The organism is Staphylococcus pasteuri (assembly GCF_003970495.1).
GTDB lineage: Bacteria > Bacillota > Bacilli > Staphylococcales > Staphylococcaceae > Staphylococcus > Staphylococcus pasteuri.
In genome coordinates, this window is the sequence record NZ_RXWW01000074.1 from 1 (window position 1) to 10,581 (window position 10,581).

A 10,581-nucleotide genomic window follows, 5' to 3' on the forward strand; every position below is an offset into this window, starting at 1 on the left:
GCAGGTGTTTCAGATTCAACAATGTCATCGCCTAATAACACTGCAAATGGTTCATCGCCAATAAATTGACGTGCTGTGTGGATGGCATGACCTAAACCTTTTTGTTCTTTTTGTCTAACGTAAAAGATATTAGCTAAATCGGTTGAATATTGAACACGTTCTAATAAATCATTTTTACCTTTTTCTTCTAATACCATTTCTAGTTCTTTTTGGTTATCAAAGTGGTCTTCAATCGCACGTTTATGTTTACCTGTAACGATAATAATGTCTTCGATACCTGCTCTTGATGCTTCTTCAACGATGTATTGAATAGTTGGTTTATCTAGAATTGGAAGCATTTCTTTCGGCATTGCTTTTGTTGCTGGTAGAAATCTAGTACCCAAACCAGCTGCTGGAATAATTGCTTTTTTTATTTGTTTCAAAGTCTCTACTACCCCTTTTTTAAAAGAATAACTGCTAATGTATAACATCATTTTATCATTAATACCACAATGTGCATAGTTTACATCATTTTAATATTTTATCTTAAATTAATGTGAGAATTTTTTATATTTAAAACAATATATTGCTCATTAAGATTTTGGGATTTCTATTACTATATCTCCTACTATTTGAAGTCAACTAGTAGTATTTTACACTCAAACTTATTGCCTTAATCTTCATATCATAGTATAATTTAAGCATAAAAATACACCTAGCAACTTTTAGAGTGTTTACTAGGTGGAAAAACTAAGCAACATATTTTGAGGGTTAACTCAATTCATATGTTCTACACAAACAGCTTTTAGACTCGTCTTATTGCAGTAAGACGGGTTTATTTTTTTGCTCGAATGTGCTTGATAAACCACATAACAATAAACGTAATAGTTACCATAACCGGTAAATATACAATGATATGTATAGTAATATCTATTGTTATCATTATCATCCCTGCACATTAGACCTTCTTAGTAATTGATTACTTAGAAGGTTTTATGCATGAACTTTAGTTCATGTATACCATTAAGTTTTCAAAGCTTTTATATCAATGCTTCACAGTTATTCAAAAATGGTTTAAACAGACAAGAAATATATCAGTTTTTGTTGCGACCCTTTATAAATCCATACAAAATACCGACTGTCTCCAGCCGGTATAATTATAAATATTTTATACGAATAAACTAATAAATAAGATGAAGATAATGCCTGATACCGAAATAACTGTCTCTAGTAATGACCAAGTTAAGAATGTTTCTTTAACTGTTAATCCAAAATACTCTCTGAACATCCAGAAACCCGCGTCATTGACATGAGATAAGATAACACTACCTGCACCAATAGCTAGTACGACTAAAGCAACATTGGTATCTGACGCTTGAAGTAATGGCATGACTATACCTGTAGTAGAGATAGCCGCAACAGTAGCAGATCCTAATGCGATTCTAAGTACTGCAGCAACAATCCATGCGAGTAAAATTGGGGACATATGTGTACCTTCAAACATTTTTGCGATTGTGTCACCAACACCGCCATCTATTAGAACTTGTTTGAATGTACCGCCACCACCAATGATTAACAACATCATACCAATTGGATATATAGCTTGTGTGACTGATTCCATAATATCTTCCATTTTTCTTTTTCGAAGTATTCCCATAGTAAATATTGCAAAGATAACTGCTATAAGCATTGCAGTACCCGCATTACCAATTAGATAAATGATCGACTCAACACTATTTTTAGGTGTATCATGTCCAGTAACCAATTGAACAATTGTTGAAATCAACATCAATATAACTGGTAATATTGCAGTTAAAATACTAATACCAAATCCTGGCATTTCCTCATTAGTAAATTCTTTTTGTGCGCCTAATGCTGAAATATCTCCTTCACGTGAGTATGCTGAAGGAATGATTTTTTGCGCAAATTTATTAAATAATGGACCTGCGATTAATGTGACTGGAATTGCAATAATAATTCCGTACATTAATACATGACCGATATTGGCTTTTAATTCTTTTGCAATAACAACCGGTCCAGGATGTGGAGGTAAGAATCCATGTGTCACAGATAAAGCAGTTACCATTGGTAGTCCTAGTTTTAAAATAGAAACGTTTGCACGTTTAGCTACTGTGAATACAAGTGGGATTAATAAGACTAGTCCTACTTCAAAGAACAATGCTATACCAACGATGAATGCTGCAATAAGCATCGCCCACTGTACATGTTTCTGTCCAAATTTTGCGATTAATGTATCAGCGATTCTTGTCGCGCCTCCACCATCAGAAAGTAACTTTCCTAAAATAGCACCTAATCCAAAAATTAAAGCGATATGACCTAATGTGCTACCCATTCCGTTTTCAACAGTTTCCATAATTTTATTGAGTGGCATTCCTAATAGTAATGCCGTGATTATCGATGTAATAATTAAAGCAATAAAGGTATTCAATTTTAAAAATATAATTAAACTTAATAAAATGATAATTCCTAAAACAACGCTAATTAGTGGCCAAATTTCTCCAAACATGGCAGTCCCTTCTTCCTTTTCTGTGTTATTCTCAATAAAGTTGCTCGAATTCAAAAGTGACATGGCTACATTGCAATTAAATACTGTCTATGTGCTAAGATATTTTATGAAATCAATTAATCCATATGTTGACGTTGAAAATCTGCAATTTCACTATAAGATTCTGTTAATGAACGACTAATCTTAATGAATATTTTGACTAACTGTTGATAAATGTCTACTGTATTGGGATCAGGTTGATGTTCATGAGTTGTTCCAACCATTTGTTCAATTATTGAAAAATCATCTATTTCTCCTAGTGCCTTCATACCTAGAACGCAAGCACCAAGACATGAGCTTTCATAGCTTTCAGGTACACTTAATTGTGTATCAAAAATATCTGCCATCATTTGACGCCATATTTCACTTTTCGCAAATCCACCTGTTGCTTTAATTTCATTTGGTGTTTCGTTCATCACTTCAATCAATGCAAGATATACAGTATATAAGTTATATAAAACACCTTCTAAAGCAGCACGAATCATATGTTCTTTTTTATGTGATAATGTAAGCCCGAAGAAAGATCCCCTTGCATCGGCATTCCACAACGGTGCTCGTTCACCTGCTAAATATGGATGGAAGATTAAACCATCTGATCCAGGCTTAACTCGACTTGCAATTTGTGTTAGTACATCATATGGATCAACACCAAGTCTTTTAGCCGTTTCAACTTCACTAGCTAATATTTCATCTCGAAGCCATCTTAAAATAACGCCACCATTATTTACTGGCCCACCAATAACATAGTGTTCATCAGTTAACACATAACAAAATATACGTCCTTTTTCGTCTGTTCTCGGTTTATCAATAACAGTTCTTATCGCTCCAGACGTTCCGATAGTGACTGCTACTTCACCTTGCTGATAACTATTAACACCGAGATTTGATAAAACGCCATCACTTGCCCCTATGACGACTGGTGTATTTTCATCAATGCCCATTAAAGTTGCATATCGTTTTTTCATTCCAGTTAAAATATGTGTTGTTGGTACCAACTCTGGTAATTGAGATCGTGAAATACCTAATAAATTGAGTACATCATCATCCCAATCTAATTGTTCAAGGTTAAACATACCTGTTGCTGAAGCCATTGAATGATCAATCACATATTGCTCAAATAATTGATATAAAATATATGTCTTAATATCAGCAAACATGGCAGTATTATCGAAAGTAGATTGTTGTTCGTGTTTCATCCAGAAAATTTTTGATAACGGTGACATTGGATGGATTGGCGTGCCTGTTCTTCTATAAATATCTAATCCATTATATTGATTATTGATTAATGTTGCGTATTTGCTTGCTCTATTATCTGCCCAAGTAATGTTTTCAGTTAGTCTATGATGATTTTCGTCCATAGCTACAAGACTATGCATTTGAGCACTAAAAGAAATCAATTTAATATCTTCTTTTGCTATGTTTGTTTCCCTTACCACATATTTCACTGTCATTAAGACTGCATCAAATAGTTCGTCTGGATTTTCTTCAGAGACATCAACATTAGGTGTATGTAATTCATATCCAATGTTATGCTTCATTATAAATTGTCCATTTTCGTTATATAGCACTGACTTAGTACTCGTTGTCCCTATATCGACTCCAATCATATATTTCATCATTTCCCCTACTTTCTCAAAAAATTATCGTAACCAAAATCCTTCTATATCTTTTCCAACATCATCAAAGTTTAAATGAAATGCTTCTCTTAATTTGTCTGAATCTTTATTATCAACCGCTTCCACAAAAACGTTATGATTGCGATGGATACGTTCAAAATCATCCGGATTTTTTAACATTCTACGTCTCATAGACAATAAAATGAGTGATTCCATGACAGGTTTAAGATGGTACCAAAAGGTTTTTAGATATTGATGATTAGAAGCTAAAATCATTGCCTCATGAAACTCGAAATCATGTTTTGTAAATGATTCAGCGTCTTCGAATTGTACGGCTACTTTCATCATTTCTAATTGCTTTTTCATTTCCTTTGCGATGGGTTGAGTATCCTGTGTTCTTAACCTTGAAAAGGCAAACGATTCTAACATCAAACGTAAGTCATATAGCTCTCTCTTTTCTTGCTCTCCAAAAGGTAGAACCTGTGCACCCATTCGTTCTAAATGTATCAATTGGTCTGTTTGTAATAGTTTAAAAGCATCTCTAACAGGTGATCGGCTTACATTAAATTGTTTAGCAACTTGATTTTCTGTTAACCAAGTCTCAGATTCAATGTCACCATTAATAATGCCTAATCTTATTTCAGCAGCGATTGACTCACCTGTAGTTAAATGTCTTTTCCAACTTTCTGGATAGCCATATGTCATATCTTACACCTCAATTTCCAGTTACCTTTATACTTGTATACAAGTATATTAATACATGTCCCCTTGTTTTGCAAGCGCTTACTAATTAATATAAGCCTCGCTATTTAAACGAAACTTATAAGTTACCTATGTTATTTTTACTAACCAGTTATTTTGATGTAGTGGTTATTATTTTCGATAATCTTAAAAAAAAGTAGTATATTTTAGTCATTAACTTTGAATAAAATATACTACACTTCATTACTCTGTTTAATTTTCCGAGATTTCTGAGTGAATTTGCTGCATTTTTCTTTCAACATCTGTTATTTCTGTTGCACATTGTTCTAACAGTCCTTTATATTTTTCAGTATCTGTATTATTTTTGTATCGGATTTTATGTTCTAAACTTGCCCACATATCCATACCAATTGTTCTTATCTGGATTTCTACTGGTGTTACTTCTACAGAATCAGCTAAAAATACAGGAATCGTTACAACAATATGTAAACTTCGATAGCCATTTTCTTTAGGATGTTCAATGTAATCTTTACGTTTGATTAATTTGACATCTTCTTGTTTTAATAACATTTTTTCAATTACATAAATATCATCTAAGTAATTACATATAACTCTTATACCAGCGATATCCATAATATTTTCTTTGGCACTTTCAGCACTTACTTCCAAATCTTTGCGTTTTAGCTTTCCAACTAAACTTCCCATTTCTTTCACTCGACGTTCCATATGATGAATAGGGTTATGTTTATACATATGATTAAAGTTATCATCTAATATACTTAGTTTAGTACTAATTTCTTTAAGTGCTGATGAATAAATATGATCTAACTCAACAAAGCCTACTAAAATATCAAAAGCTTCGTCGCTATTTTTAAATGTATTCAAACTGTTTTTAAATTCTGTTCTTAAGTCTTCTAGATATAATGAGGGTTTTCTCTCTACATACATATTATTTCCTCCAACTTCTTTATCAATTTTATTATAACTAAGTTCATAAAGAAGAAGAAATAATTGCACTCCCTACTTTAGTCGCATCCAATATAAAAAGACTACCCTCATTTTGAGGATAGCCTTTCTAGACTTTTTCTCTATTCATCTTTTTGATGTTCTATTACTTTCGTATCTTTATTTTCTGCAATTTCTTGTGCTCGCTTAACTGCATCTTTTTTATATTGGAAAGTATCAGAAGCTTGTTTAGCCTTTTCTGTTTTTACTTTCCACTCATTGTCTTCAAAGTAAACGTGTATAGGTTCTTCATTTAATTCTGGGTTTGCAGACTGATCTGTTTGATGTTGTGTGATGTGTTTATTTTTCAATTCATTTAATTCATCTTTAGAAGCATCTTTGTACCATTTTTCAGCCTGTTTCGTAGCAATTGGGATAATATCTGATTCTTTATAACCATCTTTCAACATGGCATTAGCTATATCAATTGCTTTTTTACGTTCTAATTCATCAAGATTTTTTAAACTCTGTGGGTAATCATCCATTGTCCAAGGCATAGTATTCATCTCCAGTTTAATTTGCTTATATATTAGTATTACCACCAATACTAACTATTTAACCACTATGACGTCATACTACGGTTAGACAACCCTCAGACTACTCTACTTACCTAATATGCCTGCTTCAATAGCATCTTCACGTGCTTTTTGACTGTTTTTCTGTATTTTCATTAAACCAGACTTAATATAATTATACTGTGGTAAATCAGTTAATTCTTTTACTTCGAGATGTGATTGTAATTCGAAATGTTTAGCAATATTTTCAAACGTAGTTAAATATTCACCCATTAATTGATCATCTATTCTTGAACGATGATTATCGCTAAGCGCCCTACTAAGCATAAAACTAATTTCTTCAAGCGCAAATATACTTGGATAATAGTATTGGATTACTTTTTTATTACTGAACAACTCACCATTTGCTGCATTATACATTTGAGTCATATTGTTCAATCTAACTGATAATCCTAGATTAAGATTTTTTTCTTCTTCTTTATTATGATACTTGTTTTCTGAGAATAAGTAATGGAAGAACGATGCTTCTTTTCTCACAACTTCTGCAATTGTATTTGGTAACAATATTGATGACGTTCTTTGTCCCAATATAAATAGGCCGATAGTAGAAATAGCTACACCAATAATTACGTCTACAATTCTTGGATATGCAATACTAATAGATAGGTTTTGTGAAGCAAGACCATTTAGTAAGATAACTTGAATTGTAATAAATATGACCGCAAACGTGTAATTTGCACCAACAAACATTTCTGTAATTCCAGCGCCTAATCCCATTAATATAATTGCTAATGGTGTTGGAATAGAAAATGCTAATATTCCTGTAAGCACTATAACACCTAATATAGTACCAAAACTTCTTGCAGTACCTCTTTCTAATGAATGAATTGTTGATGTTCCTACCAATAAGGTATGTGCAGATAATGGAATCCAGTATGCTTTATCAAATCCAAAGAATAAAGCTATGAATATTGCTGCTGACATGATGACTGTATATCTTAATGTGTTTCTAAATACAATAGAATCTAATGTTAGATTTTGTAAAATACGCTTACTATATAAAGGCGTTCTAATTTTTGCTTCATGTTCGATATGATTAGAATCAGCATGTGCAATTTCATCTATTTTTAGTATATGATTTAATAAATTTTCAAATTCAGAACTTACATTGATTTCCTTTTTCCATGTTTGATGATTAGTTTTTGGATGTTTTACTTTATTGATAATAAAATTCAACATTTCAATTAAATCATTAGGTAATGGTCGTATATTTTTTTCATTAAGCTCTAATAATTCTGAATAAATACCTTGAACTGAAGTATGAATTAATAATAATTTTTGAAATCGTGAACTCATCTTATCGTTATTCGCAGATGACGTTATGAGTAGTTTATCTGACGCTTTAAATGCAGATACTGCTGAATTTGCAACTTTTTTAAATGCTTCTGGGTCATTGTAATTTTCCATCATATCTTGAATTACTTTGAAATCTGCATTAATTGCACTATCTTCAGCTTTTTCTTTTTTAATATAAATCGTTAATAGCACCATTAATGTCGCTAATATTCCACCTATTAATATAGCCAACCCTCTAATTAATGCTTGGTCAGGTGCAATAGGTAAGTTCATCGGTAAACAGAACGTTACGATGAAGAACGTAGATGAAGGGCCTGCTATTTTGAGAGAAGTGAATATATAAAATGGTACTACTGTAACAATTAATAGCAAGATACCAAATATAATTGGTTGTGCTGTTGTCAATGTTCCAAGCATCATACATACTACAAATGCTAAAGAACAAAGTATTACAATTCTAATTTGTGATTTTGGTGCTCCTTTAAAGACATATATATGCGCTAATGTACCTGTGGCAATTAATATACCAAAAGAGAAAAAGCCAAAATAATATCCTAAAAGAGCCGGAATAATCATTAATAATCCTTGTCTTAACCCTTTATATGGATCAACTTTTGATTTATTAAATGTCATGACTAGCTGTATAAAACTCTTCAATATTTCCTCTCCTTTCCTTTTTATTGATTTTAAACAAAATAAAAGAACGGAATGTTTCTCATTTCATTGATTTGAAATCAGCGTTATTCCGCTCTCAATAGCGTTAACTTATTAGATGTATTGTTCACAATCCATCAATGATACATACTATTATATCACTTTCATTAATATTTGATTACTATTTCCCACTATATTTTATCTACCAAATTTATTTAATTTGTTGGGCAATTTCTATAACTGGTTCTTCTGCAACATACTCTTTAACTTTATTATTAAAGTTTTGGAAATGTGGAGACTCCATATGTGAGTTTATTGCTGCTTCATCAACATAATTTTCAACTACCACAAATGTATTACGTTCTTGTACATCTTCAAAATGGCTATAGTATAAGACTCCATCTTCTTTTCTTGTTTCTTCGACTAAACTTTCCATCAATTTTAAATATTCGTCTCGTTTTTCTTCTAATATTTTAATTTTTGCATTAATGATCATCATTTAAAACACACCTTTCTTATTAAGATATTATGTACTTAACAAAATATAAAAAGCAATAAATGAGATTTGATATAGTACATTACTATATTTATACAATCTCACATATTGCTCTTTTTAATATCTACTATTCTATTGTTTTATGTTCATCAATAACTAATGGTTTATCAGGTTTAACAAAGAACCACATTATAATTGCTACTACTGCAGGAATTGCTAACAATTCAAATGTTAAAGTCCATCCTAGACTTTCAACAAATATTCCTGCTAACAATGGGCTTGTTAATGCCCCAATATTACCCCATAAGTTCATCCATCCTGATACTGTACCTGAGAAGTTACGGCCTAAGTCAGTAGCTGCCGCCCAGCTCATACCCATAGACATACCAACTCCACCAAGTCCTAATGATAACCAGAAAATAGTAACATAAAGGCTATCTGTATGTACTGCAAGGAACATTGACGCTGAAAATACAATAAATCCTATAATAGCAATAACACCACGAGCGACAAAGCGTGATTTGCCAGTGTTTAAAATTCTATCTGAAATTGCTCCCCCGCTAAGTATTAAGAAGAACATTAATAACCATGGAAGAGAACTAATTGACATATCTTTAAAATCAACATGATATACTTCTGTTAAATATGTAGGTAACCAAATTAAAAACAGAGTGATAACGAATTGAACAACAAAGTATTGAATAGCAATTGCATAGAAACTAAAGTGAGTTAAGAATCGTTTCCAGGGTGGTAATGATTTATCTGTGTCTACAATATCTCTATGTTGCATAATAAATTGTTTTTCAGCCTCGTTGACCATTTTATGTTGTTCAGGTAAATCTTTTGCAATAATTGCCCAAAGTATTGCCATTACAATTCCTATTGCACCAAAAATATAAAATACCGCTTCCCAGTTAAATGCATTTACGATAGCTATAGTTACAATTGGCGCTAATACAGGGCCAAAGTACGAACCTGCTAATAAAGCACTTGAAGCTCGTCCCTTTTCATTTTTTGCGAACCAAAATGAATTGAATACTGCATTAGAAGGATACATTGGCGCTTCACCTACACCAAATAAAAATCTAACAAAATATAATAAACCATGATGCTTAATCATACCTGTAAATATAGTAAAAGCACTCCACCATACCAATGCAATTGTAATCATTTTACGTGGTCCAAATTTTTCAGCTAACATCCCAGAAGGTACTTGCATTAATGCATAACCTAGTGAGAAAAATGAAGCCAATAAACCAAATTGAGCTTTTGACAAATGCAAATCTTCCATCATTGGAACAGCAATATAAGAAATATTAGACCTGTCCATGTATGCAATAACTCCGATCAAGAAGAATGCAATTGCGAAGCCCCAACGAACGTTACTTCTTTTCTTATTCATTTCTTTTCCTACTTCCCTTATTAAATATGTTGTCTCTAAGTGTTGTCGTTCAGTTTCAGAAATCCTTCAAGATGACTATGATTAAACTACTAAGAAACAACTTAAAAATTTCTTGTAGCGCTACAATTTTTAATAATAATAGCACGAAATGGAAACGGCTACAATATAAATTTAATAAAATATTCACTTTTTATTCAATAAATATTAACAATACATTCAATATACTGTCACAAGTGTAATACTCAATTTAGAGTTAAAACTATAACTACAATAAATAAACAATTTTAGTG

9 protein-coding genes are annotated in these 10,581 nt (G+C 31.8%); all 9 read right to left on the reverse strand.

Annotation, left to right across the window (positions count from 1 at the left end):
- Positions 1–422, reverse strand: a 422-nt coding sequence (locus CD121_RS10340; protein ID WP_185817762.1) for a UTP--glucose-1-phosphate uridylyltransferase, incomplete at its 3' end; no start/stop codon positions are given.
- A 725-nt stretch (positions 423–1,147) separates the two neighbouring features.
- Positions 1,148–2,506, reverse strand: a complete 1,359-nt coding sequence (locus CD121_RS10345; protein ID WP_046467022.1) for a gluconate:H+ symporter — start codon at positions 2,504–2,506, stop codon at positions 1,148–1,150.
- A 116-nt stretch (positions 2,507–2,622) separates the two neighbouring features.
- A complete protein-coding gene (gene gntK, locus CD121_RS10350) occupies positions 2,623–4,161 on the reverse strand; it encodes a gluconokinase (protein WP_126568184.1) in 1,539 nt (512 codons plus the stop codon).
- Positions 4,162–4,185: 24 nt separating this feature from the next.
- Positions 4,186–4,866: a GntR family transcriptional regulator gene (locus CD121_RS10355; RefSeq protein ID WP_119622581.1), complete on the reverse strand. Its 681-nt coding sequence runs from the start codon at positions 4,864–4,866 to the stop codon at positions 4,186–4,188.
- A 249-nt stretch (positions 4,867–5,115) separates the two neighbouring features.
- A complete protein-coding gene (locus tag CD121_RS10360) occupies positions 5,116–5,811 on the reverse strand; it encodes a GTP pyrophosphokinase (protein ID WP_017636535.1) in 696 nt (231 codons plus the stop codon).
- A 140-nt stretch (positions 5,812–5,951) separates the two neighbouring features.
- A complete protein-coding gene (locus CD121_RS10365) occupies positions 5,952–6,365 on the reverse strand; it encodes a DUF2188 domain-containing protein (protein WP_126568186.1) in 414 nt (137 codons plus the stop codon).
- Positions 6,366–6,470: 105 nt separating this feature from the next.
- A complete protein-coding gene (locus tag CD121_RS10370; RefSeq protein WP_236582548.1) occupies positions 6,471–8,372 on the reverse strand; it encodes an FUSC family protein in 1,902 nt (633 codons plus the stop codon).
- Positions 8,373–8,604: 232 nt separating this feature from the next.
- The gene (locus tag CD121_RS10375; protein WP_119622582.1) at positions 8,605–8,892 is read right to left on the reverse strand and encodes a putative quinol monooxygenase; all 288 of its coding nucleotides are present in this window, start codon (positions 8,890–8,892) and stop codon (positions 8,605–8,607) included.
- Between the two features lie 124 nt (positions 8,893–9,016).
- Positions 9,017–10,291: a pyruvate MFS transporter gene (locus tag CD121_RS10380; RefSeq protein ID WP_017636539.1), complete on the reverse strand. Its 1,275-nt coding sequence runs from the start codon at positions 10,289–10,291 to the stop codon at positions 9,017–9,019.
- Positions 10,292–10,581: the final 290 nt, after the last annotated feature.